The 25179-nt window shown below is 72.9% G+C and carries 24 protein-coding genes; 3 read left to right on the plus strand and 21 right to left on the minus strand.

Annotated elements, in window-relative coordinates; all coding sequences use genetic code 11:
* Window positions 1–53: 53 nt before the first annotated feature.
* From whiA to uvrC, 4 genes are read right to left on the minus strand one after another with little or no spacing between them, the layout of a single operon-like run.
* Window positions 54–1040 carry a DNA-binding protein WhiA gene (gene whiA / locus CFN78_RS12140; RefSeq protein ID WP_094862843.1) on the minus strand — a complete coding sequence of 329 codons (987 nt, stop codon included), beginning with the start codon at window positions 1038–1040 and terminating at the stop codon, window positions 54–56.
* Window positions 1031–1996, minus strand: coding sequence for a gluconeogenesis factor YvcK family protein (locus CFN78_RS12145; protein WP_094862983.1), 966 nt, complete (start codon window positions 1994–1996; stop codon window positions 1031–1033). The genes whiA and CFN78_RS12145 overlap by 10 nt, the downstream gene beginning before the upstream one ends.
* A gap of 5 nt (window positions 1997–2001) precedes the next feature.
* On the minus strand, window positions 2002–2859 hold the full coding sequence (rapZ, locus tag CFN78_RS12150) for an RNase adapter RapZ (protein ID WP_094862982.1): 858 nt from the start codon (window positions 2857–2859) through the stop codon (window positions 2002–2004).
* Window positions 2860–2900: 41 nt separating this feature from the next.
* Window positions 2901–4895 (minus strand): excinuclease ABC subunit UvrC, encoded by a 1995-nt coding sequence (uvrC, locus tag CFN78_RS12155; protein ID WP_094862844.1) that lies wholly within the window; start codon window positions 4893–4895, stop codon window positions 2901–2903.
* A 221-nt stretch (window positions 4896–5116) separates the two neighbouring features.
* On the opposite strand from uvrC, the gene CFN78_RS12160 reads away from it, so the two are divergent.
* Window positions 5117–5896, plus strand: coding sequence for an exodeoxyribonuclease III (locus CFN78_RS12160; RefSeq protein ID WP_094862845.1), 780 nt, complete (start codon window positions 5117–5119; stop codon window positions 5894–5896).
* A gap of 180 nt (window positions 5897–6076) precedes the next feature.
* Here the strand turns inward: CFN78_RS12160 and CFN78_RS12165 are convergent, their stop codons facing one another.
* The 3 genes from CFN78_RS12165 to CFN78_RS12175 all read right to left on the minus strand — a co-directional run bounded on the left by CFN78_RS12165 (window position 6077) and on the right by CFN78_RS12175 (window position 8139).
* The gene (locus CFN78_RS12165) at window positions 6077–6646 is read right to left on the minus strand and encodes a class I SAM-dependent DNA methyltransferase (protein ID WP_205660500.1); all 570 of its coding nucleotides are present in this window, start codon (window positions 6644–6646) and stop codon (window positions 6077–6079) included.
* 304 nt (window positions 6647–6950) lie between these two features.
* A complete protein-coding gene (locus CFN78_RS12170) occupies window positions 6951–7271 on the minus strand; it encodes a DUF397 domain-containing protein (RefSeq protein ID WP_094862846.1) in 321 nt (106 codons plus the stop codon).
* A 19-nt stretch (window positions 7272–7290) separates the two neighbouring features.
* Window positions 7291–8139, minus strand: a complete 849-nt coding sequence (locus tag CFN78_RS12175) for a helix-turn-helix domain-containing protein (protein ID WP_094862847.1) — start codon at window positions 8137–8139, stop codon at window positions 7291–7293.
* A gap of 238 nt (window positions 8140–8377) precedes the next feature.
* Between CFN78_RS12175 and CFN78_RS29765 the strand changes: the two genes are divergently transcribed.
* Both CFN78_RS29765 and CFN78_RS12185 read left to right on the plus strand, forming a co-directional pair.
* Window positions 8378–8782 carry a hypothetical protein gene (locus CFN78_RS29765; RefSeq protein ID WP_240519413.1) on the plus strand — a complete coding sequence of 135 codons (405 nt, stop codon included), beginning with the start codon at window positions 8378–8380 and terminating at the stop codon, window positions 8780–8782.
* Window positions 8783–8819: 37 nt separating this feature from the next.
* Complete coding sequence (locus tag CFN78_RS12185) at window positions 8820–9203, plus strand: DUF2203 domain-containing protein (RefSeq protein WP_094862848.1); 384 nt, start codon at window positions 8820–8822, stop codon at window positions 9201–9203.
* An 81-nt stretch (window positions 9204–9284) separates the two neighbouring features.
* On the opposite strand, the gene CFN78_RS12190 is transcribed toward CFN78_RS12185, so the two are convergent.
* The 14 genes from CFN78_RS12190 to coaBC form a co-directional block, all read right to left on the minus strand.
* Entirely contained in the window at window positions 9285–9680 is a 396-nt protein-coding gene (locus CFN78_RS12190; protein ID WP_240519425.1) for a PH domain-containing protein, read from the minus strand.
* Between the two features lie 113 nt (window positions 9681–9793).
* Entirely contained in the window at window positions 9794–10300 is a 507-nt protein-coding gene (gene ribH, locus CFN78_RS12195) for a 6,7-dimethyl-8-ribityllumazine synthase (RefSeq protein ID WP_094862850.1), read from the minus strand.
* Entirely contained in the window at window positions 10290–11549 is a 1260-nt protein-coding gene (locus CFN78_RS12200) for a bifunctional 3,4-dihydroxy-2-butanone-4-phosphate synthase/GTP cyclohydrolase II (protein ID WP_094862986.1), read from the minus strand. Before CFN78_RS12200 ends, ribH begins: the two co-directional genes overlap by 11 nt.
* A 142-nt stretch (window positions 11550–11691) precedes the next feature.
* Window positions 11692–12336, minus strand: a complete 645-nt coding sequence (locus CFN78_RS12205) for a riboflavin synthase (protein ID WP_094862851.1) — start codon at window positions 12334–12336, stop codon at window positions 11692–11694.
* Window positions 12337–12352: 16 nt separating this feature from the next.
* Window positions 12353–13381, minus strand: coding sequence for a bifunctional diaminohydroxyphosphoribosylaminopyrimidine deaminase/5-amino-6-(5-phosphoribosylamino)uracil reductase RibD (gene ribD, locus CFN78_RS12210; RefSeq protein ID WP_094862852.1), 1029 nt, complete (start codon window positions 13379–13381; stop codon window positions 12353–12355).
* 3 nt (window positions 13382–13384) lie between these two features.
* Window positions 13385–14074 (minus strand): ribulose-phosphate 3-epimerase, encoded by a 690-nt coding sequence (gene rpe / locus CFN78_RS12215; protein ID WP_094862853.1) that lies wholly within the window; start codon window positions 14072–14074, stop codon window positions 13385–13387.
* 59 nt (window positions 14075–14133) lie between these two features.
* Window positions 14134–15063 (minus strand): FAD-dependent oxidoreductase, encoded by a 930-nt coding sequence (locus CFN78_RS12220; protein WP_240519414.1) that lies wholly within the window; start codon window positions 15061–15063, stop codon window positions 14134–14136.
* A 210-nt stretch (window positions 15064–15273) separates the two neighbouring features.
* Window positions 15274–15807 (minus strand): flavoprotein, encoded by a 534-nt coding sequence (locus CFN78_RS12225; protein ID WP_094862854.1) that lies wholly within the window; start codon window positions 15805–15807, stop codon window positions 15274–15276.
* Window positions 15804–17231, minus strand: coding sequence for an RsmB/NOP family class I SAM-dependent RNA methyltransferase (locus CFN78_RS12230; RefSeq protein WP_094862855.1), 1428 nt, complete (start codon window positions 17229–17231; stop codon window positions 15804–15806). Before CFN78_RS12230 ends, CFN78_RS12225 begins: the two co-directional genes overlap by 4 nt.
* Window positions 17228–18163: a methionyl-tRNA formyltransferase gene (gene fmt, locus CFN78_RS12235; RefSeq protein ID WP_094862856.1), complete on the minus strand. Its 936-nt coding sequence runs from the start codon at window positions 18161–18163 to the stop codon at window positions 17228–17230. Before fmt ends, CFN78_RS12230 begins: the two co-directional genes overlap by 4 nt.
* Before the next feature lie 149 nt (window positions 18164–18312).
* Window positions 18313–20157: a gamma-glutamyltransferase gene (gene ggt, locus CFN78_RS12240; RefSeq protein WP_094862988.1), complete on the minus strand. Its 1845-nt coding sequence runs from the start codon at window positions 20155–20157 to the stop codon at window positions 18313–18315.
* Window positions 20158–20232: 75 nt separating this feature from the next.
* A complete protein-coding gene (locus CFN78_RS12245; protein ID WP_094862857.1) occupies window positions 20233–22392 on the minus strand; it encodes a primosomal protein N' in 2160 nt (719 codons plus the stop codon).
* Between the two features lie 139 nt (window positions 22393–22531).
* Window positions 22532–23737, minus strand: coding sequence for a methionine adenosyltransferase (metK, locus tag CFN78_RS12250; protein WP_165777533.1), 1206 nt, complete (start codon window positions 23735–23737; stop codon window positions 22532–22534).
* 138 nt (window positions 23738–23875) lie between these two features.
* Window positions 23876–25114, minus strand: a complete 1239-nt coding sequence (gene coaBC, locus CFN78_RS12255; protein ID WP_094862858.1) for a bifunctional phosphopantothenoylcysteine decarboxylase/phosphopantothenate--cysteine ligase CoaBC — start codon at window positions 25112–25114, stop codon at window positions 23876–23878.
* Between the last annotated feature and the right edge of the window lie 65 nt (window positions 25115–25179).

Genomic DNA, 25179 nt, shown 5'->3' on the forward strand with positions numbered 1-25179 from the left:
GCATCTGTTGGACCCGGTGGAGACCGTGGTGGGCGTGGGTCCAGTGGCGCGGGTCAGGCCTCGTCCTCCAGCATGTCGGCGGTGACGGCCGACTCGGTGTCCGGGATGCCCTGGTCCTTGGCCCGCTTGTCGGCCATCGCCAGCAACCGCCGGATCCGTCCGGCGACCGCGTCCTTCGTCATCGCCGGATCGGAGAGCTGACCCAGCTCCTCCAGTGACGCCTGCCGGTTGGACAGGCGCAGCTTCCCGGCGGTGAGCAGGTGGTCCGGCGCGGAGTCGCTGAGGATCTCCATCGCCCGCTCGACCCGCGCCGCGGCGGCGACAGCGGCGCGGGCGGAGCGGCGCAGGTTTGCGTCGTCGAAGTTGGCGAGGCGGTTCGCGGTCGCCCGTACCTCGCGGCGCATCCGGCGCTCCTCCCACGCCAGCACGCTTTTGTGCGCGCCGAGCCGGGTGAGCAGCGCGCCGATCGCGTCCCCGTCGCGCACCACGACCCGGTCGGCTCCGCGCACCTCGCGCGACTTCGCCTGGATGCCCATCCGCCGGGCCGCGCCGACCAGCGCGAGCGCCGCCTCGGGTCCGGGGCAGGTCACCTCCAGTGAGGAGGACCGGCCCGGTTCGGTCAGCGAGCCGTGCGCAAGGAAGGCGCCGCGCCAGGCCGCCTCGGCATCGGCGACGCCGCCGGAGACGACGGCGGCGGGCAGCCCGCGCACCGGACGGCCCCGCTGGTCGATCAGCCCGGTCTGCCGGGCGAGACCGTCGCCGTCCTTGACCACCCGCACCACGTACCGCGTCCCCTTGCGCAGCCCGCTCGACGAGATGACGTGCACGTCCGACTGGTGACCGTAGAGGTCGTGGATCTCCTTGCGCAGCCTGCGCGCGACCGAGCCGGTGTCCAGTTCGGCTTCCACCACGACCCGGCCACCCACGATGTGCAGTCCCCCCGCGAACCGCAGCATCGACGCGACCTCGGCGCGCCGTGGCGCGGTCTTGGTGATCTCCAGGCGGCTCAGTTCGTCCTTCACCGCGGCGGTCATCGCCATGTCCCCTCCTCTCCGCTCTCGGACCCGAGAGCCTCTCGCACACAGCCCGCCAGGGCGTCGGGATCATGCCGACCCGCCACGTCCGGATCGGCGATGTCCGCCAGATACGCCCTGCCGCCCAGCTCCGCCGCGGCGCGGCGCAGCCCCGCCGGGGTGGGCACCGAGTCCCGGTCGGCGATCACCGCGTCGACCCGGAGCCGAGGAGCGTGCTCGAAGAGTACGTCCAGGTGCCGTTCGGGTGAGAAGCCCGCCGTCTCGCCGGGCTGCGGAACGAGATTCAGGATGACCACGCGGGTGGCGCTGGTGCGGATCAGCGCGTCGTGCAGTTCCGGAACCAGCAGGTGCGGCAGGACGCTGGTGAACCAGGATCCCGGCCCGAGTACGACGACGTCCGCGTCGAGTACCGCCTGCACGGCCTCCTCGCACGCTCTGGGCCCGGCGCCCGGGTGCCCGGGATTGCGCAGGGTGATGCGCAGGACCTGACCCGGGGTGCTGGCGACGGCGACCTGGCCGCGGATCCGGCTCAGTTCACCGTTCTCCAGCCCGGTCACCTCGGCCTCGATGTCCAGCGGTTCCGGGGACATCGGCAGCACCCGCCCGCGCGCGCCGACCAGGCCGCACGCCTCGTCGAGTGCCCGCACCGGATCGCCGAGCACCTCGAACAGCCCGGCCAGCAACAGGTTTCCGACGGCGTGCCCGGCAAGCGCGCCGCTGCCGCCGAAGCGGTGCTGGAAGACGTCCGCCCAGAGCGAGCCGTCGTCGCCGTCCGCGGCGAGCGCGGCGAGCGCCTGCCGGAGGTCTCCCGGTGGCAGCAGGCCGAGTTCACGGCGCAGGCGGCCCGAGGAGCCGCCGTCGTCGGCGACGGTGACCACGGCGGTCAGTTCGTCGGTGAGCCTGCGCAGGGCGGTCAGGGTCGCGTGCAGACCGTGGCCGCCGCCCAGCGCGACGGCACGCAGCGGGCTCACTCGCGGCCCAGGTCCCGATGCACCACCTTGACCGCCATTCCGTCCTCTGTGGACAGTCGCCGGGCCAGCTCCTCCGAGATCGCGACGCTGCGGTGCTTTCCACCGGTGCAGCCGACCGCCAGGGTCAGGTAGCGCTTGCCCTCCCGCTTGTACCCGGCGCCGATCAGGCCCAGAAGCTGGTGGTAGCGCTCCAGGAACTCGTCCGCGCCCTCCTGGGTGAGCACGTAGTTGCGGACGTCGCCGTCGAGGCCGGTGTGGTCGCGCAGTTCCGGGATCCAGAAGGGATTCGGCAGGAAGCGCACGTCCATCACCAGATCGGCGTCCATCGGCAGGCCGTACTTGTAGCCGAAGGAGAGCACCGTGACCCTGGTGCGGGTGCTGGCCTCGGAGCCGAACGCGTCCTCGATCTTGGCGCGCAGGTCGTGCACCGACAGCGAGGACGTGTCGACGACCAGGTCAGCCTCCTCACGCAGCGGCGAGAGCAGGGCGCGCTCGGCGGTGATGCCGTCGGAGAGCCTGCCGTCGGCCTGCATCGGGTGGCCGCGGCGGACCTGTTCGAACCGGCGGACCAGCACCGCGTCGGTGGCCTCCAGGAACAGGACCCTGGGCTTGTAGCCGCGCGCGTCGAGATCCTTGATGACGGAGGCGAGGTCGTCGGTGAACGCGCGGGAGCGGACGTCCATCACCACGGCGACCTTGGTGATCGCGCCGCTGGCCTGGGCGCCGAGTTCGACCATCGTCGAGATCAGTTCCGGCGGCAGGTTGTCCACCACGAACCAGCCCAGGTCCTCCAGACATTTCGCGGCGGTGCTCCGGCCCGCGCCGGACAGCCCGCTCACGACGGCCACCTCCATGCCCGAACCCCGCGTGTCGGCCGGTGCCGTCTCTGCGCTCGTCACGAACTCTTCTCCCCTTCCGGACCCGCGCTGCCCGGGTCTGCTGTGCCGCCTGTGCCGTTGTCCTGCCCGCCCGCGAGCGCCGCGTGCACGGCTTCCGCCGTGCGCCTGCCCACTCCCGGGACGCCCGCGATCTCGTCCACACCCGCCTGTCGCAGCTTCTTCACCGAGCCGAAGTGCTTGATCAACGCGGTTCGCCGTGCCTGCCCGAGTCCGGGCACGCTGTCCAGCGCGGACACCTGGATCCGCTTGGACCGCTTCTCCCGGTGGTAGCGGATCGCGAAGCGGTGCGCCTCGTCGCGGACGCGTTGCAGAAGGTACAGCGCATCCGAGGTTCTCGGCAGGATGACCGGGTCAGGGTCGGCGGGCAGCCACACCTCCTCCAGGCGTTTGGCCAGCCCCACCACGGCGACGTCGGTGATGCCGAGTTCGGCCAGGACGTCCGCGGCGGCCGTGGCCTGAGGGCCCGCGCCGTCGACGACGAGCAGGTTCGGCGGGTAGGCGAACTTGCGCGGACGCCCGGTGTCCGGGTCGATCCCGGGCCGTTCCCCCTCGGCGGTGTCCCCGACGGTCTCCTTGAGATAGCGGGAGAAACGGCGGCGCACGACCTCGGCTATCGATGCCACGTCGCCCTCCTCCGCGGCCTCGCGCAGCGCGAAGCGGCGGTACTCGGACTTGCGCGCCACCCCGTCCTCGAAGACGACCAGCGAGGCCACCACGTCGCTGCCCGCGATGTGGCTGATGTCGACGCACTCGATGCGCAGGGGTGCGGTGTCCAGCCCCAGATTGTCCTGGAGTTCGGCGAGCGCGGCCGAGCGCGCGGTGAGGTCCCCGGCACGGCGGAGCTTGTGCTGGGCGAAGGCCTCCGCGGCGTTGCGCCGCACCGTCTCGGCGAGCGCGCGCTTGTCGCCTCGCTGCGGCACGCGCAGCCGTACCCGCGCGCCGCGCAGTCCGCTCAGCCATTCGGTGACGGCCTCGGCGTCGGCGGGCAGTTCGGGAACCAGCACCTCGCGGGGTACCGGGGAGCCCGCCCCGGGTGTCTCGTCGGCGAGTTCGGCCTGCTCGCCGTAGAACTGCGCGACGAACTGCCCGACGAGCGCGGGAACGTCCATCTCCTCGGCCTTGTCCACGACCCAGCCGCGCTGACCGCGAACCCGGCCGCCCCGGACGTGGAAGACCTGCACGGCGGCCTCCAGGTCGTCGTGCGCGAAGTTCACCACATCGGCGTCGGTGCCGTCGCCGAGCACGACGGCCTGCTTCTCCATCGCGCGCCGCAGGGCCCCCAGGTCGTCGCGCAGCCGCGCGGCGCGCTCGAACTCCAGGCCCTCCGAGGCCTCGGCCATGTCCTTCTCCAGCCTGCGCACCATGGAGTCGGTGCGGCCGGCGAGAAAGTCGCAGAAGTCCTCGACGATCCGGCGGTGCTGCTCGGCGGAGACCTTGCCGACGCAGGGCGCCGAGCACTTGTCGATGTAGCCGAGCAGGCAGGGGCGGCCGATCTGGCCGTGCCTGCGGAACACACCGGCCGAGCAGGTGCGCATCGGGAAGACGCGCAGCAGCAGGTCCAGCGTCTCGCGGATGGCCCAGGCGTGGGCGTACGGGCCGAAGTAGCGCACGCCCTTCTTGCGCGGGCCCCGGTAGACGTGGGCGCGCGGGAACTCCTCGCCCAGGGTCACCGCCAGCACCGGGTAGGTCTTGTCGTCGCGGTAGCGGACGTTGAACCGCGGGTCGAATTCCTTGATCCAGTTGTACTCGAGCTGCAGCGCCTCGACCTCGGTGCCGACCACCGTCCACTCCACGCCCGCGGCCGTGGTCACCATCTGCCGGGTACGCGGATGCAGTCCGGACAGGTCGGCGAAGTAGGAGTTCAGCCGGGAGCGCAGGCTTTTCGCCTTGCCCACGTAGATGACACGTCCGGTCGTGTCGCGGAACTTGTACACGCCGGGTGCGTCCGGGATGCTCCCCGGCGAGGGACGGTAGGTGGACGGGTCAGCCACACCTCCAGCCTATGGCTCCCCTCCGACGACATCCCGCGCACCCGTCGGCCCGCGGGACCCGGTCACCGCGATACGCCGGCGGATCGCGGTCCGTGACCCGGCATTTTCTGGCGGGGCGGCGCACGGTTCCGGGAGGCGTCGGGTGTTCTCCGGCGCTGTCGGTGCCGTGTGCCATTCTCGGAACCGATCCCGCCACCGTACGAAGGGCACCGAGGACACCGATGCGCATCGCCACCTGGAACGTCAACTCCGTCGGCGCCCGGCTGCCGCGGTTGCTCGGCTGGCTGGAGACCACCCGCCCGGACGTGCTGTGCCTGCAGGAACTCAAGTGCGCCACGGACGCCTTCCCCGCGGCGGAGGTGGCCGAGCTCGGTTACCGGACCGCGGCGCACGGCCTCGGCCGGTGGAACGGGGTCGCGGTGCTGTCCCGGGTCGGCATCGAGGACGTCACCCGGGATCTGACCGGGCAGCCCGCCTACGAGAGCGAGACGAAGGCGCGCGCGATCGGCGCGACCTGCGGCGGCGTCCGCGTGTGGTCGGTGTACGTGCCCAACGGCCGCGAGCCCGCGCACGCCCACTACGACTACAAGCTGAACTGGCTCGGCGCGCTGAACGACACGGTCGGCGCGGAACTGACGGGTGACCGGCCGTTCGCGGTGCTGGGCGACTTCAACATCGCTCCGGCGGACGAGGACGTCTGGGACATCTCGCTGTTCGCCGAGTCAACGCACGTCACCGATCCGGAGCGCAAGGCGCTGGCGGTGCTGCGGGACACCGGGCTCACCGATGTGGTTCCCCGGCCGCTGAAGTACGACCACCCCTACACCTACTGGGACTACCGGCAGCTCGCGTTCCCGAAGAACCGCGGCATGCGGATCGACCTGGTGTACGGCGACGCGCGGTTCGCCGCCGCCGTCACGGACGCCTACGTGGACCGCGAGGAGCGCAAGGGCAAGGGCGGTTCCGACCACGCCCCGGTGGTGGTGGACCTCGACATCTGACCGCCGCGGGCTCATGGCCCGGCTCCGTGGCCTGCGGGCCGGGCAGGGCCGGGCCGGGCAAGCGGGCCGGTGACGCCGGGGCAGCGGCGGTCGGCAGGAGTCAGGTCGGCAGGAGTCAGGTCGGCAGGAGTCAGGTCGGCAGGAGTCAGGTCGGCAGGGCCGGACTCCGGCGGGCCGGGGTCAGCGGGGCCGGTGCACGGAGACGGCGTAGGGGCCGCCGTCGAAGGGTTCGCGGTCCCAGGTAGCGAAGCGCTCGGCGAGAACGAGGCCGGCCTCGGCGGCGTGGGCGTCGTAGTCGGCGGCGGTGTAACCGCGATCGAGGCTGAAGCCGGCGATCAGCACGCCGTCCGGGCGCACGTGCCGGGCCACGCCCGCGAGGAGCGCGCCCTCGGTGCCCGCCGTGGTGAACAGCGGGACATTGCCGGCCATCAGGACGACGTCGAAGGTCCGGCCCAGATCGAGCGCGGCGAGATCGGACTCGATCCAGGTGACGGCGGGTGCCCGGCGGCGTGCCGTGTCGAGCATCGAGGCGTCCAGGTCGGCGCCGGTCACCTCGATGCCGTGCCGGGCGAGTTCGATGCCCACCCTGCCGGTGCCGCAACCCGCGTCGAGCACGGTCGCGGGCGTGTAGGCCCGCACGAACGCCGCCTCACCGTGGACGTCCTGTCCCGTCGCGGCGAGCGCGTCGAAGCGCCGCTGGTAGTCGTCGCCGTCCCAGGAGATCGCTCCCCGCCCCGCCGGTTCACCCATCCCCCGATCCTGCCCCAGCAGGCCGTGTCGTGCGCCCCAGCACGCCGTGTCGTGCGCCCCAGCACGCCGTGTCGTGCGCCCCAGCACGCCGTGTCGTGCGCCCCAGCACGCCGTGTCGTGCGCCCCAGCACGCCGTGTCGTGCGCCCCAGCACGCCGTGTCGTGCGCCCCAGCACGCCGTGTCGTGCGCCCCAGCACGCCGTGTCGTGCGCCCCAGCACGCCGTGTCGTGCGCCCCAGCACGCCGTGTCGTGCGCCCCAGCACGCCGTGTCGTGCGTCTTCGACGCCGACACGGTGGGTCGGGGTCAGCCGGTGATCTCGCGGAGCAAGGCGGCGAAGGCAGCGCCGGGCAGGGTGAGCGCGCCGCCGCCGGGGTCCTTGGAGTCGCGGACCGCCCGGCCCGCCGGGACCGCCGCGATCTCCACGCAGTCGCCGTTGTCGGTGGAGTGGCTGGACCTGTGCCAGCCGGGCGCCAGCGCGGCCACCTCCACGCACTCGCCGTTGTCCTGCGAGTGGCTGGACCTGCGCCAGCCGGGCGGCAGCGTGGCCACTTCCACACAGCTACCGTTGTCGGTGGAGTGGCTGGACTTGCGCCAGGTGAGAGCGGCCTGGCTGGTGCCGGTCATGACGACCTCCGGTCAAGGACTAGTACTCCTCGACCAGTGACGTGATCAAGGAGCGGGACTCCTCCGGCCCCAGGGCCAGAGCGCGAAGGCTCGCGGCGGCCAGTCTATAAGACCGGACCTGCAGGTCGTGCTGCACGTAGACCGCCCCTTCGTGCAGCTCGACGTAGACGATGTCCTGGAACTCGGCGAAGTCCAGCAACGTGAACTGCCCCGTCGCACCCACATGAACACCGACCGAGGTCGAAATCACCTGCAGCTCCACATTGTCCAAAGAGGACAGTTCCAGCAGATGGTCGAGTTGCGCCCGCATGGTCTTGTCGCCACCAACCGGCCGGTGCAGCGTGGACTCCTCGACCACGGCACTGAAGCGCAGCGGAGCGGCCGAGTCGGTCAGCCTGCGCTGGCGTTCCAGCCGGAACTCCGCGACCCGCTCGGCATGGTCCGGCCGCACACGCGGGGAGGCCGAGGTCAGCGCGGCGGCGTACGCCTCGGTCTGCAGCATCGCGTGCAATGCGACCGGCTCGTAGGTGAACTCCGCCTCCGCCAGCCCTTCCAGGCCGACGAAGGTCTTCAGCCAGTCCGGAACGAGGTCGCTCCACGGCGCCCACCACGTCTCCTGGTCGCTCTGCCCGGCCAGCGAGACGACGCGATCGATGTCGGAGGGCTCGACGCCGTAGAACTCCAGCAGCCGCGCCACCTCGGTGGCGTCCTGCCGGTACTTGCCGGTCTCCATGGTGTGCACCTTCGGCCCGGTGCGCTTGAGCCGCTTGCCCGCGGCGTCGAGGCTCGTGCGCGATCGCTCGCGGTGCCTGCGCAGTTCGTTGCCGATCAGCCAGCGCAATGCCGTGGGGTCGTGCCGCGAGGTCATCGGGACCACCTTTCGAAGTCGTAAGCGACGCTGTTGCCAGCAGCCTCCCAGAAGCGGAACGCGAACCACAATCACCCGATAGAGACAGTGCTTAAACTTAAGCTCTGCTCTAGCGTAGCGATGCGCCCGAAGCCGTGAGGTGAGGCGCAGCCGGCCGGGTGGTGGTCGTCGGCACCGTGCGACGTGATCCCCGCACGGCACACGGTGGCGTTCCCAGGCGACGACACGAGACGAGCGGGTGACGCCGTCACGTCTCCCACCCGGCCGGCCCGGCACCGACGCGCACCCGGAGGAGGAGACCGTGCGCCCCCAGTTCCTGCCCCCGGACGTCACCGCCCGCGCCGTCACCGGCCGCGACGGCGGCACGCACACGATCTACACCGCGCCGATCCGCAGCGAGGCCCCCGTGCGCATCACCGGGCGGGACGGCAGAGCCGACGCGCTCGCCTGCATGTACGACCACTTCGTCTTCCACTGGCGCAGGCACAGCCGCCACGTGACGGTCAGCCACGGCACGCTCGCCGGCCCGCGAATGGCGTTGTGGGACGACATCGCCATCGAACACGAGTGGTCCCCGGAGAACCTGGCCACGTTCGCGCGGACGTGGACCCGTGAGCACACCGGGCGATTCCGCCGCCCCTGACCCGCGCGCCGGCACCGCACGGTGGCACGCTGGCGTCATGGGACTGTTCACGCTGCCCGAAGCCGACGCCGAACTCGCCCGGCTGCTGCCGATCCTGGACGAACTGGTGGCCGTCCGGGCCGACGCGACCGAACTGTCGGCGACCCTGAAGCGGCACGAGGACCCGGGCTCGCTCGGCGGGCTGCCCGAACTGAAAGGCATGCAGGCACGCCTCGACGAACTGATGAGCGAGGTCCAGGAGACCGGCGCCGAGCTGATGGGCTTCGCGCCGCTGCTGATCGACTTCCCGGCCGAACTCGACGGCGTCGACATCCGGCTGTGCTGGCTGGAAGGCGACCGAGAGCTCGCCTGGTACCACCGCGGCGACCTCGGATTCCCCGCCCGCAGGCCACTGGACCGCGCGGCCATCGCGGACGCCTGACCCGGTCCGCGTCACGCAACCGGTGCACGCGAGCCGGATAACGCGACCCGGATCACGCGCTGCGGGTCAGGCGCGCCGGGATCAGCCCTCGTGGGCGGCGCGGTGCAGCCTGCGCAGCTCGCGCACGGCCACGACGGCACGCTCCCGGTCCACCGACTGCACGGCGAGCACCGAGAAGTACTCGTCGTACGGCAGTTCGAGCCGGGCGAAAGAAGCGCCGTCCGGGAAACTCACCGACAACACCTCCGTCCACGCGAAACGCTTGCGCGTCAGCACATTGCGCACGGTCAGGCCCTCGGCGTCGGCGGCCACGCGGGGCAGCGCGAACAACATGGTGCCCGCTCCGAGTAGCAGGCCGATGCCGATCATCGCCACCTGGTCGGCCACCTGGAAGATCACGCCGGTGTCCGACCCGCGCAGCAGCACCGCCACCGTGGTGAACACCCCGACGAGCAACAACGCCAGCGCACCCGACATCCACTGCGCCCGGTAGGGCCGGATCCGCACCTGCTCCGCGCTCGTGCCGGACCCCGCAGGGCCCGCCGTCGCCGGACTGGTCTCGCCACCGTTGGTCACCACACCGCTCATCCTCAGGAAAATCCTCGTTCGGTCCACGGCTGGCGCAGGCCGCGCAGCGCGCGGGCGGCGTCCAGCGCCGCGACCGTCGCCTCGAAACCCTTGTCCTCCACCGATCCCGGCGCGCCGGAACGGTCCACCGCCTGCTGTTCGGTCTCACACGTCAGCACGCCGTTGCCGACCGGTGTGCTCTCGTCCAGCGCGACACGGGTCAGCCCGGAGGTGACCGCGTCGCAGACGTACTCGAAGTGCGGGGTACCGCCGCGGATCACCACGCCCAGCGCCACCACCGCGTCGTGGTTGCGCGCCAATTCCTGCGCCACCACCGGCAGCTCCACCGCGCCCGCCACGCGTACCACCGTCGGCTCGTCCTCCAGGCCCGCCGTGCGGGCGGCGTGCAGCGCCCGCTCCAGCAGCGAGCCCGTGATGCCTGCGTGCCAGCGGGTGACCACAACGCCCAGGCTGAGATTCGCGCAGCCGGACAGGTCCGGCTCCGCCTCCGGCCGTCCCTCACCGCTCACGTGCGCCCCCGTTCCTCAGGTCGCCGAGCTCGGCACCGACCTCGTCGTAGTGTTCGAGCTGCGACAGGTCGTGGCCCATCCGGTCCCGCTTCGTGCGCAGGTAGCGCAGGTTCTCCGGGTTCGGCGAGATCGGCAGCGCCTGACGGCCGGTCACGGTCAGCCCGTACCCCTCAAGGCCCACGCGCTTGGCCGGGTTGTTGGTCAGCAGCCGCATCGAGCGGACACCGAGATCGCAGAGGATCTGTGCGCCCGTGCCGTAGTCGCGGGCGTCGGCCGGGACGCCGAGCGCCAGGTTCGCGTCCACCGTGTCGGCACCGGCGTCCTGGAGCTGATACGCCTGCAGCTTGTGCAGCAGGCCGATCCCGCGGCCCTCGTGCCCGCGCACGTAGAGCACCACACCCCGGCCCTCCGCGGCGACCGCGGCCAGCGCGGCGTCGAGCTGCGGCCCGCAGTCGCAGCGCAGCGAGCCGAAGACGTCGCCGGTGAGGCATTCCGAGTGCACCCGCACCAGAATGTCCTCGCCGTCGCCGACGTCGCCGTAGACGAACGCCACGTGCTCGATCCCGTCCAGCAGGCTGTCGTAGCCGACCGCGCGGAACGTGCCCGCGGCCAGCGGGATGCGCGCCTCGGCGACCCGTTCCACCTGCTTCTCGGTGCGGCGCCGGTAGGCGATCAGGTCGGCGATGGTGATGATCCGCAGATCGTGGTCGGCGGCGAAGACCTCCAGCTCGTCGCGGCGGGCCATGTCGCCCTCGTCCTTCTGCGAGACGATCTCGCAGAGCACGCCCACCGGGGCGAGACCGGCCAGCCGGGCGAGGTCGACACCCGCCTCGGTGTGGCCGGGACGGCGCAGCACGCCGCCCGCCTTGGCGCGCAGCGGCACCACGTGGCCGGGACGGCGGAAGTGCTGCGGCGTGGAGGACGGCTCGGCCAGCAGGCGGATCGTGCGGCAGCGATCGGCGGCCGAGATGCCGGTGGAGATGCCCTCCGCCGCGTCGACCGTGACCGTGTACGCGGTACCGCGCTGATCCTGGTTGGTGTGGTACATCGGCGGCAGGTTCAGCCGCTCGCAGTCCTGTTCGGTCAGCGAGACGCAGACGTATCCCGAGGTGTAGCGGACCATGAAGGCCAGCAGCTCCGGCGTCGCCTTCTCCGCCGCGAAGATCAGGTCACCCTCGTTCTCCCGGTCCTCGTCGTCCACCACGACGACCGGCCTGCCCGCCGCGATGTCGGCGATGGCCCGCTCGATCCCGGCCGGATCGCCCCCGGGACGCGGCGCGGCCGTACCCGCTTCGGCCGTACCCGTTCGCGCTGTACCCAACTCGCTCGCCGGCTCGCTCACGACGCCTCCTCGCACTCGCCACGCGACGCGGCCGTGTCCATCGGTGCGTTCACGTGTCCTCCTCTGCCGGCCCGGCGGCCCCGCCGGGTCCATTCTCCCCCGCGCCGCGGTGCAAGTGCGGAGAGGCCAGTCTCTCCACATACTTGGCCAGCACGTCGACCTCCAGATTGACCGGATCACCGGGTTGCCGCGCGCCGAGCGTGGTCAGCTCCAGTGTGGTCGGGATCAGCGCGACGCCGAACTGCTCGGCGGTCACCGCCGCGACGGTCAGCGACACGCCGTCCACCGCGATGGACCCCTTCTCCACGACGTAGCGCGCCAGCTCCGGCGGCAGCGCGAACCGGGTCATGCCTCGCTCGTCGCGCGCCAGGTAGGTGCCCGTGCCGTCGACGTGACCCTGCATGATGTGCCCGCCCAGCCTGCCGCCCGCGGGGGTGGCCCGCTCCAGGTTGACCCGGTCACCCTCGCGCACCTTCGCCAGGCTCGACCGGCTCAGCGTCTCGTGCACGACGTCCACGGTGAACTCGCCGCCCGCTACGTCGACCACGGTGAGGCAGACGCCGCTGACCGCGATCGAGTCACCGTGCGCGGCGTCGGTGGTCACCAGCGGACCGCGCACGGTCAGCCGCGCCGCGTCCGGGACCTGGTCGATCGCGACGACGTCACCGATCTCCTCGACAATGCCCGTGAACACTGGTTCTCCTCCTGTCTCAGGCACCCGTCGCGGCCGGCACGGCCGCGATGCGCACGTCGTCTCCACTCATGGTGACCTCTTCGACCGTCCAGCGGTGCGCCCCGGTGATGGTCGACACGCCCGCGGCGCCCAGCGCGACCGGCCCCGCGCCGAGCAGCATCGGCGCGAGGTAGGCGAGGATCCGGTCGATCCGGCCCGCCGCGGCGAACGCCCCCGCCACCGTGGGCCCGCCCTCCAGCAGCACGTCCACCACGCCACGGCCGCCGAGCACGTCGAGGACCTCGCCGGGATCCCGGGTGCGCAGGTGGATGGTCTCCGCGCTGTCATCCAACACCCGGGCGCCGGGAGGAAGATCACCGGTGCCCACCACCACCCGCAGCGGTTGCCGCCCGGCGAGACCGCCGTCCGGGTCGCGGGCGGTCAGCCACGGGTCGTCGACGCGAACCGTGCCGGTGCCCGCGACGATCGCGTCGGCCGTCCGGCGCAGAGCATGCACCTCGGCGCGGGACCGTTCGCCGGAGATCCACCGGCTCGTCCCGTCCGCCGCGGCCACCCGGCCGTCCAGAGTGGACGCGTACTTCCAGGTGACGTGCGGGCGGCCGGTACGGGTGCGGTGCAACCAGGCGCGCAGTACGCCGCTCCGGACCTCCTCGGCCAGCAGGCCGCCGCGCACCTCGATCCCGTTGGCGCGCAACACCTCCGCGCCACCCGCGGCGAGCGGGTTCGGGTCGGCGACCGCGTAGTGCACGGCCGCGACACCGGCGTCGGCCAGCGCCGCCGTGCAGGGCGGTGTACGGCCCTGGTGGGCACAGGGTTCGAGGGTGACGAACGCGGTCCCCCCGCGCGCCCGCTCCCCCGCCGCGCGCAGGGCGAGCACTTCGGCGTGCGAACCGCCCGGCGGGGCGGTGGCACCGGTGCCGGCGACGCGGCCGTCCGGTGCGGTGATCACCGCACCGACCGGCGGGTTCGGGCTGGTGCGGCCGTGCGCGCCGGATGCGGCCGCGATCGCGGCCCGCATCGCCCGCTCCGCCGCCTGCCCGTCCATGTCCTAGCGGCCGGCGCCCGCGCGCGCTGCCTGTTCCCGCAGCGCGGCGAGGGCACGTCCCGGGTCGGCGGCCCCGTAGACGGCCGAGCCCGCGACGAAGCAGTCCACCCCGGCCTCGGCTGCCTGCTCGATGGTGTCCGCGTTGATCCCGCCGTCGATCTCCACGACCACGTTCAGGTGCCCGGTGTCCACCAGCCGCCGCGCCGTGCGGACCTTCGCCAGCACGTCGGCGATGAACGACTGGCCGCCGAAACCCGGTTCCACCGACATCACCAGCAGCGTGTCGTAGTGCTTGAGCACCTCGGCGTAGTCCTCGAACGGCGTGCCCGGCTTGAGCGAAAGGCCCGCCTTCGCCCCGGCGGCCCGCAGGTTCTTCGCCAGCATCACCGGATCGGCGGCGGCCTCGGCGTGCACGGTGACGTTGTAGGCACCGGCCTCGGCGTAACCGGGCGCCCAGCGATCCGGGTCCTCGATCATCAGATGGCAGTCGATCGGCACCTCGGACACCTTCAACAGCGACTGCACCACCGGCAGGCCCAGCGTCAGATTCGGCACGAAGTGGGCATCCATCACGTCGACGTGCACCCAGTCCGCGCGGGTGTCCCCGGAACCGGCGACGGCGGCGATCTCCTCGCCGAGACGGGCGAAGTCGGCGGACAGGATGCTCGGGGCGATGAGGGGTCGGTTCGGCACGGGCGCAGTGTAGAAGGTGCGCCCGGACCCACGAGCGGGGTACGCCCGCGGAGGGTGACTCAGCCGACGAGCCGCACCACCTCGCGGGCACAGCCCCAGGACAGGCTCACCCCGCTGCCGCCGTGGCCGTAACAGTGCACGATCCGGCCACTCGCGTACGTCTCCACGTCCAGGCGCACGGCCGGGCGCGCGGGGCGCAACCCGACCTGGTGGGCCAGCACCTCGGCCCCGGCCAGCCTCGGCTCCGCCCTGGCGCAGCGGTCGAGGATTCCTCGTGCCACCACCGGATCGGGCTCCGGGTTCCGGTCGCCCAGATGTGAGGTGCCAGCCAGGACGAGGCGGTCACCGTGCGGGAAGAAGCCGGTCCAGTCCGCGTCCGCCACCGCCTCGATGTAGAAGTGCCCGATACCCGGGTTGCGCACCACCACGTGCTGTCCGCGCACGGGCACCACGTCCGGGTCGCCCGCCAGTCCGCCCGCGGCGAGGCCCGCGCAGTGCACCACCACCTCGGCCTCGGCGACCGCGGCGCGGAGATCGCGCACCACCGCACGTTCGATCTCCGTCCCGGCCGTGGCCAGTCGCCGGGTCAGATACCGCAGGTAAGGAGGCAGGTCGATCATCGGCGCCCGCGTCCACAGGCCCGTCCGCATGCCCGGCGGCAACTCGGCGGCCGTCAGCAGGCGGTACTCGGGCAGATCGGCCGCCCACTCCAGCGGCCCGTCGGTCAGGTCGGAGACCTCCAGGCCCGCCTCGACGTGCACACCCGTCCCCGCCACGCCGTCGAGCCGCATCAATTCGTCGTAGGTCACGCGGCTCCACGCCAGTTCGCGGACGTCCGCGCCCGGAGTCCACAGGCCGCTCGCCACGGCGGAGGTCGTCTCCTCCGGCAGAAGCTCCGCGCGCACCCGGACGTCGTGTCCCGCCTCCGCAAGGCACACGGCCGCCGTCAGGCCGATCACCCCGGCCCCCACCACCAGCACGTCGCTCATCCACACACGCTAACGGCCGCACCCGGCCTGTCGCGGGGTTTCCGCGGCCACCCATCCGAGCGAACGCCCCGACCTGGCGAAGGGAATCTCGCCGACGAGGTTCCCGGGTGCCGGGCCGCTCGCGCGATGATCAGGGGTCCGGGTGCCCCGAACGAGGGGCTCGACCATCGGCGGTCCGGCCGGTTGCTCGGTGGCATGACGCGAACGGGGTCAGTCGTCGGTGAGCCAGTCCTCGGCGAGCAGGTCGAGGACGCCGGTCCAGGGTTGGTCGAGACGCAGCCGCCGGAGCAGCACGCCCGCCGAGGTCAGCGCGTCCAGGTGCCCCTGCCACGCCGGGTGGGCGGACCGGCTGTCCCGCACCTGGTACCCGGCGACGATGCGTACCCCGGGCTCCCCCAGCGCGTCCCCGAGCACGGTGAGCGCCTGGTTGTCCGCGAGCCCCAGTGCGAACTTCGCGATCGAACCGGCCGAGGCGGGCGCGAACAGGAACACCTCGGGGGCCGGGTGCGGCCGCGGCTCGCCGGGGAGCCGGGAGGTGCTGCGCACTTCGAGGTCGGTCAGCGCCCGCAACCTGTCCAGCTCGCCGTTGGTGGCGAGCCAGCGGGCCGCGGTCGGAGTGAGCGTCACGGCCAGCCGCCAGCCGCGGCGCGCCGCGGGTGCGGCGAGCTCGGCACACAACCGGGTCTCGACGCCCCCGCAGGAACTGACGACGAGACCGAGGACCCGGCCGCGGCCGGTGCTCACTCGGGCTTGCGCAGCACTGCGCAGAACATCGCGTCCGTGCCGTGCCGGTGCGGCCAGAGCTGGACGAACCGGCCGTCACCGAGGTCCGGGACGCCGGGGAACAACTCCCTCGCGTCCAGCACCTCCGCCTTCGCCCGGCGGACCGCCTCGCCGACGACCCCCTCGGTCTCGGCCAGATGCGGCGAGCAGACGACGTAGGTGACGACTCCGCCCGGCCGCACCAGCTCGAACGCGGCCGTCAGCAACTGCCCCTGCAGCTTGGTCAGGTCGGCGACGTCGGAAGGCTGGCGGCGCCAGCGTGCCTCCGGCCTGCGCCGCAGTGAGCCGAGACCACTGCACGGCGCGTCGACGAGAACCCGGTCGTATCCGCCGGGCAGTTCGCTCTCCCGGCCGTCCACGACGTGCACGGTGACCGGCAACCCGGCGGTGGCCTTCTCGACCAGGCGCGCCCGGTGCGGGGCCTTCTCCACGGCGTCCACCCGGGCACCCGAGGTCGCGGCCAGCGCGCCGAGGAGCGCCGCCTTGCCACCGGGGCCGGCGCAGAGATCGAGCCAGCGTTCGTCGGTGCCCTCGACCGGGGCGGCCACGGCCGCGATCGCGCAGAGCTGGCTGCCCTCGTCCTGCACCGCGGCCAGCCGCTCGCGGATCGGTTCCGAATCGCCCGGGTCGCCGGAGCCCGCCGGCAGGTGCACGCCGTACGGCGAGTAGGGGGCCGGGTCACCACCGGTGATAGCGGCCAGTTCGTCGGCGCTGATCTCGCCCGGCTTGGCGACCAGGTGCACCTCGGGACGCGCGTCATCGGCGGCCAGCGCCGCGGCCAGCTCGGTTCCCTTGTCCCCCAGCGCTTCCGCGAACGAGCGCGCCACCCAGCGAGGGTGCGAGGTGCGGATCGCGAGGTTGCCGATCGGGTCCTTGTCCGGATCCGGGGCGAGCTGGTCCACCCAGGCCGCCTCGTCCTTCTCCGACACCGTCCGCAGTACGGCGTTGACGAACCCGGCGACGTGCGAGCCCGCGTCCTCCCGCACCAGGTCCACTGTGGACGTCACCGCGGCGTGCTGCGGGATCCTGGTGCGCAGCAACTGGTACGCACCGAGGCGGAGACCGTCCAGCACAACAGGGTCCACTTTGGACAATGGCCGGTCGAGGCAGGCGGTGATGATCTCGTCCAGCAGGCCCTGCGCGCGACACGACCCATAGGTGAGTTCGGTGGCCAGTGCGGCGTCGCGGCCGGTGATACGGCGCTCACGCAACATCTCGGGCAGCACCAGGTTGGCGTAGGCGTCCCGCTCACGGACGGCGTGCAGCACGTCCAGCGCCGTCCGGCGGGCCGGGTCCTCCGGCGGCGGACGGCGGGGTCCGTCCTTGCGCGGCGCCGGACGGCCCCTGCCCGGCCTCGAAGGCCTGCGTTCGCGGTCCGCGCTCATGTCAGCCGTTCTCCCTGTTCGATCCGTGTGCCGCGCGCCCAGTCGGTGGCCGCCATCCGTTTCCTGCCCTGCGCCTGTACCTCGTCGAGCCGCACCGGCACCGTCGCCGTGCCCACCAGTACCCGCTTGCGCTCCAGCACGATCTCGCCGGGCGCGGGCGAGGGCGTGCCGTCCCCGGACACCGGGACGACCGGCCCCAGCTTCAACCGCTCGCCGCGGAACTCCGCCCAGGCACCGGGCTCCGGGGTCACCGCGCGAGCCAGCCGGTCCACCGCCGCGGCAGGTGCGCCGAAATCCAGCCGCGCGTCGGCGACGGCGATCTTGGGCGCGTAAGCGAGACCGTCCGCCGACTGCTCGACAGCGCGCAGGGAACCGTCCTCGATACCGTCCATTGTGGACGAGAGGAGCCCGGCGCCGGAGACGGCCAGCCTGCCCAGCAGTTCGCCCGCCGTGTCCCGCGCGCCGATCCGCTCGGTCACCACGCCGAACACCGGCCCGGCGTCCAGCTCCTCGACGATGCGGAAGGTGGAGGCCCCGGTGTACTCCTCACCCGCCCGGACGGCCGCCTGCACCGGAGCCGCCCCGCGCCATGCGGGCAGCAGCGAGAAGTGCAGGTTGACCCAGCCGTGCCGGGGAATGTCCAGCGCGGCCCGCGGCAGCAGCGCCCCGTAGGCGACCACCGGGCAGGCGTCCGGCGCGATCTCGGAGAGCCGGGCCAGGAAGTCCGGGTCCTTCGCACGCGCGGGCGTGAGCACCTCGATGCCGTGCTCGTCGGCCAGCGCGCCGACCGGCGAGCGGACGAGCCTGCGTCCCCGTCCCGACTGGGCGTCCGGGCGGGTCACGACGGCGACCACCTCGTGCCGCGGCGAGTCGAGCAGGGCCCGCAGGGACGGGACGGCGGGTTCCGGGGTTCCGGCGAACACGAGACGCATCAACGGACCTCGTCCTGCTGCCGGGGTGACTGGGCGATCATCGCCGCTCAGTCTAGAGCCGGGCCGTCACCGTCCCGCGCGCCACGGTCCCCGCGGCTGCGCCGTGCCTGTGTCCCTGTCCGCCACCAGGCCCCCGGTTCGTGTCCCTGTCAATGCCCGTGCCCGTGCCCGGGCTCCGGCGAGGGCCGGACGACCCGCGCCGAGCCGCCACCGCGACGGTCCGGCTCGGCCGCCGCCAGCCAGCGTCCGTCCGGCAGCCGCTCCACCCCGGTCGCCGAGCCGATCGGCGCGGCATCCTCGGCGAGGCCCTGGCCCAGTTCCCGCAACCGCTGCGCCTCCGGCAGGTCGAGGAACTCCTGTTCCACCTGCGCGGTCGCGGCGTTGCGCTGCGAGGCGCGCGGCCGTTCGATCGCCTCGACCAGACTCAGGTCGCGATCCACCCTGCCCAGCAGCACCTGCAGGACCGTGGTGATGATCGAGGCGCCGCCCGGCGATCCCGTGGCCAGCAGCGGCTTCCCGTCCTGCAGGACGATCGTCGGCGCCATGGACGAGCGCGGCCGCTTGCCGGGGCCGGGCAGGTTCGGATCCGGCACGCCGGGGGTCACCGGGGTGAACGAGAAGTCCGTCAGCTCGTTGTTGAGCAGGAAGCCCCGGCCCGGCACCACCATGCCGCTGCCGCCCTCCTGCTCGATGGTCAGCGTGTACGAGACGACGTTGCCCCACCGGTCCGCGGTGGTGAGATGCGTCGTCGTCTCACCCTCGTACGGCGTCGGCGCGGCGGGCCCCGCGGTGCCACACGGAGCCGGATCGCGCGGGTCGCCCGGTGCCACCGGGCTCGGCAAGGTGCTCGCCGGATCGATCAGGCAGGCCCTGCTGTCGGCGTAGGACTGGCTCAGCAGCTCCCGCGCGGGCACGTCGGTGAACGCCGGGTCGCCGATCCAGCGGTTCCGGTCGGCGAAGCCGATCCGGCTCGCCTCCAGGAAGCGGTGCAGATAGTCCACCTCGCCGAGAGCGGCGACGTCGGTGCCCTCCAGCATGTTCAACGCCTGCGACACCGTCAGGCCGCCGGAGGACGGTGCGGGCATGCCGTAGATGTCCAGCCCTCGGTACCCGGAGTGGGTCGGTTCCCGCTCGACGGCGCGGTACGCGGCGAGGTCCCCGGCCGTCATGCCGCCCGGGCGGACGTTCGCCCCGGCCTCCGGATCCACCGGCGGCGCCTGCACGGTGCCGACGATGTCGGTGCCGATCGCTCCGCCGTAAAACGCCTCCGTACCCGACTTCGCGACCGCGGCGTAGGTCTCGGCCAGGTCCGGGTTGCGGAAGGTGCTGCCCACCTCCGGCGGCGCCCCGCCGGGCAGGTACAGGTCCCGGGTGGCGGGGAAGGTGCCGAACCGCTCGGCGTTGCCCGCGATCTGCTCGTGGAAGGTCTCGTCCACGACGAAGCCCGAGCGGGCCAGCTTCTCCGCGGGCCGCAGCAGGGAACGCAACGGCTGGGTGCCCCAGCGGGCGGCCGCGTCCTCCCAGGTGCGCGGCGTGCCGGGAACACCGACCGACAGTCCGCTGGTGACAGCCTCGTCGAAGGGCAGTGGCTCGCCGTTCTTGACGAACAGGTCCTCACCCGCGGCCGCCGGGGCCGTCTCCCGGCCGTCCAGGGTGTGCACCTGTCCCGTCGCCGCCTCGTAGTGCACCAGGAACCCGCCACCGCCGATCCCGGCGGAGAACGGATCGGTGACGCCGAGAGCCGCCGCCGTGGCGACGGCGGCGTCCACCGCGTTGCCGCCTCGGCGCAGGACCTCGATGCCCGCCGCGCTCGCGTCGGCGTCGACGCTGGACACCGCTCCCCCGTGGCCGATCGCCTCGGGGACCTTGTCCGCGGACGGCGCCGGGTGCTCCGGAGTGCCCGCCGAGGCCGTCGCGCCGCCGGCGAGAAGCGTGGCCGTCACGGCGAGGACACCGGTGCGGGACAGAGCGTGTCTGATCTGCGGTGCTGGCATCGACGCAGTCTGCACGGCCGCACCCCGGTCAACAAGCGCGGAACGGACCTCCGGGGTGAATCGGTGCCCTGCGGATCAGATGAGTGCGAGCGGATCGAGCTGCATCCGGATCGGCTCGGTGGCCTTGCGCGCGTCCCGGCGGACGGCCGCGGCCCGCATCGCCACGGCCAGCGCCTGCCCGTCCCCGCGTGCGACACGGACCAGCGCCCGTTCACGTTCGGCACGGCCCTCGTCGTCGATCTCACCCAGCGGAACGGGGCCCAGCACCTCTCCCGACCCCGGCAGGCGGAGGTCGTCGAGCACCCCCGTGACCGCCTCGGGAGTGCCCTCGACGCTGGCCATCCGCACGGCCGGCGGGAAACCCAACTCGGTCCGTTCGGCCAGTTCCAGTTCGGCGTGCCAGCCGGGATCCCAGCGGACGAGGGCCTGCACGGCGCTCAGCGAGGCGTCCGCACCGACGATCACCCGGCCACCGTCCGACCCCGGGCGTACCAGCGCGGCCGCGGCCATCCAGCGGCGCAGGGTCTCCTCGGCCGCCCGCAGATCCTGACGGCCCAGCAACGCCCAGCCGTCGAGCAGCAGGGCCGCGCCGTAGCCGCCCCGCGCGACCGGCTCCGCCCCGGGAGTCGTCACCACCAGCGCGGGCGTGTCGGGCACCGCGTCCAGCACCTCGTTCGCCCCCGAGGTGCGCACCGGCACCCCGGCGAACGCCCTGCCCAGTTCCTCCGCGGTCCGCTTGGCGCCGACGACCAGCGCCCGCAATCGAGCGGAACCGCAAGCCTGGCAACGAAAGTTGGCGTCCGCGACACCGCACCAGCGACAGGAGGGAGGTCGTGGGACACCGCCCTCGGCGCCGCCCGGCAACAGCAGAGGGCCCGCGCAGCGGCGGCAGCGCGCAGGCGTCCGGCAGTGTCCGCAAGCCAGCCCCGGCACGTAACCGCGGCGCGGCACCTGCACCAGAACCGGCGCGCCCGCCGCCAAACCTGCCCTGGCCGCCTCGAAGGCGACGGCGGGCAACCGGGCCGCGCGGGCGGCCTCGTCCCGGGCGACGTCGAAGTCCTCGCCGACCGGTGTCACCCTCGGCGCGCGGGCCCGCAACTCCGTCCGGCCGGCGAGGACCGGATGCGCCCAGCCCGACTCCAGCAGCAACTGCGCCTCCGCGGTACGGGCGAACCCGGCGACGACCATCGGCACCTGCGCCGCGTGCGCCCGCTGGATGAGCACGTCCCGGACGTGTGGATAGGGGGCGTGCGGATCGAGGTGCAGATCGTCGCCGTCGTCCCAGACCACGAACAGGCCCGGGTCGGCCACCGGGGCGAACATGGCCGCCCTGGTGCCCACCACGACCCGGACCGCGCCCCGGGACACGGCCAGCCAGCGCCGGTACCGCTCCGCGGGGCCGAGGCCGGCGGTCAGCGACACCACCCCGTCCGCACCCACGACCGTCGCGCAGGCCGCGTGCAGCCGGTCGAGATCACGGTGGTCCGGGACGACCAGCACGGCCCCCCGTCCCGTCGAGGCAACGGTGGCGGCGAGTTCCGCGAGCCGCACCGGCCAGTCCTCCCCCGGCAGTGCCTGCCACACGGCGTTGGCCTGCCGTCCGGCCGCGACCGCACCGAGGAACGACTCGCCGCGCGGATAGCGCGTCCAGCCCGCGGCGTCCGGGCGCTCGGGTACCGGCGCCGGCCGACGGGGTTCCTCCGCCTCAGCCTTCGCGTGCCGGGGCGGGATGGCCAGCCGGAGCACGTCGATCAGCGTCCCGCCGTAACGGTCGGCGACGGTCCGGCAGAGCGTGGCCAGCGCGGGCCCCATGACCGGCTCGGGCGAGGTGACCCGGTCCAGGAACGCCAGCGTGCCCTTGTGCTCGGTGGTCGCGGCGCGCTCGGCCACGAAGCCGTCGACGAGCTGGCCGGCGAAGCGCACCCGGACACGCGCACCCGGCACGGCGCGCTCGGCCATCGTGGCCGGGACCCGGTAGTCGAAGGTCCGGTCCAGGTGGGCAAGGGGGACGTCGACGACGACCCGCGCGACCGGGTCGTGCTCGGCGGGCTCCGGCTTGCCCTTCGCGGCGGCCGCCCTGCCCTTGCCCGCGCCGCCCTTTCCGGTGGCCCTTCCTCTGCCGGTGGACGTGCCCTTGCCCGCGTCCTTCCCCCGGCCCGCTCGGGCGGGGGAAACGGGCTTCACCGGTTCCGGTTCGGGAAGCTCCCACAGCGGGGTCGGTTCGGGCTGCTGCACGCCGTGATCTCTACCAGACGCGCGGACGGCGGCCGGTTCCGGTGACCGGTGCGGTCCAGCTCGCCCGGACGCGGCCGGACCCCGGCGGACACGATGGCCCGCCGGGGTCCGATGACGCGTGCACTGCCCGGGTGCCGCCTCAGGCCCCGGCGGCCGACTTCAGGTCCGCGGCACGTTCGGTCCGCTCCCACGGCAGGTCCAGGTCCGGACGGCCGAAGTGACCGTAGGCGGAGGTGGGCGCGTAGATCGGGCGGAGCAGGTCGAGGTCGCGGATGATCGCGGCGGGACGCAGGTCGAACACCTCGTTGATGGCCGACTGGATCTTCGTCGGATCCACCGTCTCGGTGCCGAAGGTCTCCACGAACAGGCCGACCGGCGAGGCCTTGCCGATCGCGTAGGCGACCTGCACCTCGACCCGGGAGGCGAGCCCGGCGGCGACCACGTTCTTCGCGACCCAGCGCATCGCGTACGCCGCCGAGCGGTCCACCTTCGACGGGTCCTTGCCGGAGAAGGCGCCACCGCCGTGCCTGGCCATGCCGCCGTAGGTGTCGACGATGATCTTCCGGCCGGTGAGCCCGGCGTCGCCCATCGGCCCGCCGATGACGAACCGGCCGGTCGGGTTCACCAGGAGCCGCACGTCGCCCGCGCCCTCGAGCCCCAGGTCCTCCAGCTCGGGAGCCACGACGTGGTCACGCACGTCGACGCCCAGCATCTTCTCCAGGTCGATACCGTCGGCGTGCTGGCTGGAGACGACCACGGTGTCCAGCCGGACGGCCTGCTCGCCCGCGTACTCGATGGTGACCTGTGTCTTGCCGTCCGGGCGCAGGTACGGCAGCACGCCCTCCTTGCGGACGCGGGTGAGGCGCTGGGAGAGCCGGTGCGCCAGCGCGATCGGCAGCGGCATCAGCTCGGGGGTGTCCGAGCAGGCGTACCCGAACATCAGGCCCTGGTCGCCCGCACCCTGCTTGTCGATGTCGTCGAGGGCGTTCTCCAGCCGCGACTCGTAGGCGGTGTCCACGCCCTGCGCGATGTCCGGGGACTGGGAACCGATCGCCACGTTCACGCCGCACGAGTTGCCGTCGAAGCTCTTCGCCGAGGAGTCGTACCCGATGTCGAGGATGACCTCCCGGACGATCGTCGGGATGTCGGCGTAGGCCTCGGTGGTCACCTCGCCCGCCACGTGCACCTGGCCCGTGGTGATCATGGTCTCCACCGCGACCCGGCTGCGCGGGTCCTTGCTCAGCAGGGCGTCCAGAATGGAGTCGCTGATCGCATCGCAGATCTTGTCCGGATGCCCCTCCGTCACCGACTCAGAGGTGAACAGCCTGCGGTTCGACGCGGTCACTGGTCTCGTCACATCCCTTGCTTCGGCGACGGTGTGTCACTGGGAGCCGGCCTCCGTCATGGCGGACGTCATGGCGGACGTCATGGCGGAGTCGGCGCGTTGGTGCGGATCACCTTACTGAGTAGCGAGGGGTAGCGGTCAGCGCGCGCGCAATTCGGCGACCGCGTCCCACACAGCGATCGCGAGCTGCGACTTCGAGCCCAACGGGATAGGCCGTTCGGCTCCGTCCGCACGGAGCAACCAGCCCGCGTTGTCCTCGGTCTCGAAGGCCCTGCCCTCGCCGACGGCGTTCACCACGAGCAGATCGCAGCCCTTGCGGCGCAGCTTGGCTCGGGCGTGATCGAGCACGCTGCCCGAGGCATCGCCGGTCTCGGCGGCGAAACCGACGACCACCTGCCCGGGCCGCCGGTCGCGCACGAGCCCGGCGAGGATGTCGGGGTTACGGTCCAGCGTGATGGTGGGGTCCGGGGTGTCGTCGGACTTCTTGATCTTCGCCTCGGCGGTGGTGGCCGGGCGGAAGTCGGCCACGGCGGCGGCCATCACGACCACGTCCGCCCCGGCAGCGGCGGAGCGCACCGCCTCGCCGAGCTGGCGGGCGGTGGACACGTGCACCTCGTGCACTCCCGCGGGCGGGGGCAGCGCGACCGTGTGCGCGGCGACCATGGTGACCTCGGCACCCCGCTGGGCGGCGATCCGCGCCAGCGCGTAGCCCTGCTTGCCCGAGGAACGGTTGCCCAGGTAGCGGACGGGGTCCAGCGGTTCCCGGGTTCCGCCCGCCGAGACGACCACCCGGACACCCTCCAGGTCGCGCGGCGGCACCGTACCGGTGGCGAGCAGCACCCTGGCCAGGTCGACGATCTCCCGCGGGTCGGCCAGTCTGCCCTTGCCGGTGTCGGCGCCGGTCAGCCTGCCCGAGGCGGGTTCGGCCACGAAGATCCCGCGCGAGCGCAGCAGCGCGACGTTGTCCCGGGTGGCCGGGTGCTCCCACATCTCGGTGTGCATCGCGGGGAAGAAGGCGATCGGACACCGGGCGGTGAGCAGGGTGTTGGTGAGCAGATCGTCGGCGAGACCGTGCGCGGCCCTGGCCAGCAGGTCGGCGGTGGCCGGAGCGACCACGACGAGGTCGGCCTCCTTGCCCACCCGCACGTGCTGGACCTCGGGAACCGCGGTGAACACGCCCGTGTGCACGGGCTGCCCGGACAGCGCCTCGAAGGTCGCGGCGCCGACGAAGCTCAGTGCCGAGGCGGTCGGTACGACCCGGACCTCGTGGCCGGACTCGGTCAGCCCGCGCAGCACCTCGCAGGCCTTGTAGGCGGCAATCCCGCCGCCTACCCCGAGGACGACCCTCGGACGGCCGGATGGAACGGCGCCGCTCATGCGGCACCTCCGCGCCCGGACCACGCCGGGCGGGAACCTGCCCCGGCTCCGCGGATGGAGCCGGG

Origin of the sequence: Amycolatopsis antarctica, from assembly GCF_002262875.1 — a bacterium.
Taxonomy (GTDB): Bacteria; Actinomycetota; Actinomycetes; order Mycobacteriales; family Pseudonocardiaceae; genus Amycolatopsis; species Amycolatopsis antarctica.